The following is a 1,204-nucleotide window of genomic DNA, read 5'->3' on the forward strand; positions in this document are numbered from 1 at the left end:
TTTTCACGTAGTGAAAATAACTCACCTTGACTTTAAGTTTTAAGCTTCATTACCCTAGTAACATTAATCATATCCGAGAAAAAATAGGAGGTGAGCTACAAGTGTGCCCACTTCCTACTCTCTAACAATATAATTATGACCCATACGGGATTCGAACCCGTGTTACCGCCGTGAAAGGGCGGTGTCTTAACCGCTTGACCAATGGGCCATTATAATATGGCGGAGAAGGAGGGATTTGAACCCTCGCGCCGCTCACGCGACCTACACCCTTAGCAGGGGCGCCTCTTCAGCCTCTTGAGTACTTCCCCATATGGCTCCGCAGGTAGGACTCGAACCTACGACCGATCGGTTAACAGCCGATAGCTCTACCACTGAGCTACTGCGGAACAATTTCTAACAGACTTCTTTAATTATATTTATTAAAGCATGTCTTGTCAAGAATTCATCGTATTTACCTTTATTTATTTAACAGCCATCAACGACGGCTTTTATAATTTAACATAGTATCAACTTAAGAGTCAACCCCTTTTAGAAGATAGATTTTACCAGCACATTTTCCGCAAACAAGACGTGTTGTATCTACTTTTCTTTTCCTCTTGTACTCATGATGACAATCAGAACACTTATAGATAAGGGAGGCTTGTCTTTTTTTAGAATCAGTTTTTAAAGGCGTACAAAATCTAGGTGCACCTACTTCTTTTAATAATAATTTAAAATCTTGATCTCCGTGCTTATATCCCTTTCCTTCTATATGAAGATGATAGTGACAAAGCTCATGTTTGATGATCCCAATCATTTCTTCCAGTCCATGTTCAAGATAATACTTTGGATTAATATCAATGTTATGGGTGCTTAGCATGTACCTCCCACCAGTTGTTCTCAATCTTTTGTTAAAGATTACTTTATGCTTAAATGGTTTTCTAAATAAGCTTATTGAAATGTCTTCCACCAATTGTTGCAGTTTTTCATCATTCATAAAAAATTCCTCCATATATGTAACACCACACTTGCCCAATGCATACATTATAAACACCCATACTCCATTATAATAGTTAAGGAGGTATGAGCAATGCCATCTTGGTTACAAAATCAAATGCAGCGGGCGTTTTTAGAAAAAAATCGCTATCAAATAAAATTACTTAATCAATGCTGGTTTTTCTATAGAGAAAAACACTGCTCCTAAAAGGAGGCCACTGAAAATCTG

At 37.8% G+C, this 1,204-nt stretch carries 2 protein-coding genes and 3 tRNA genes; 1 reads left to right on the forward strand and 4 read right to left on the reverse strand.

Annotated elements, in window-relative coordinates; genetic code table 11:
• Window positions 1-136 precede the first annotated feature (136 nt).
• From COD11_RS26000 to COD11_RS26015, 4 genes are all read right to left on the reverse strand, one after another.
• Window positions 137-208: transfer RNA gene (locus tag COD11_RS26000), tRNA-Glu, on the reverse strand.
• Window positions 209-217: 9 nt separating this feature from the next.
• Window positions 218-308: transfer RNA gene (locus tag COD11_RS26005), tRNA-Ser, on the reverse strand.
• A 3-nt stretch (window positions 309-311) separates the two neighbouring features.
• A tRNA-Asn gene (locus COD11_RS26010) sits at window positions 312-386 on the reverse strand.
• A gap of 125 nt (window positions 387-511) precedes the next feature.
• The gene (locus COD11_RS26015) at window positions 512-976 is read right to left on the reverse strand and encodes a SprT family protein (protein WP_098799761.1); all 465 of its coding nucleotides are present in this window, start codon (window positions 974-976) and stop codon (window positions 512-514) included.
• Between the two features lie 93 nt (window positions 977-1,069).
• Between COD11_RS26015 and cmpA the strand changes: the two genes are divergently transcribed.
• Window positions 1,070-1,183, forward strand: a complete 114-nt coding sequence (cmpA, locus tag COD11_RS26020) for a cortex morphogenetic protein CmpA (protein WP_098799762.1) — start codon at window positions 1,070-1,072, stop codon at window positions 1,181-1,183.
• Window positions 1,184-1,204 lie beyond the last annotated feature (21 nt).

Source organism: Bacillus sp. AFS040349 (genome assembly GCF_002577655.1).
GTDB lineage: Bacteria > Bacillota > Bacilli > Bacillales > Bacillaceae > Metabacillus.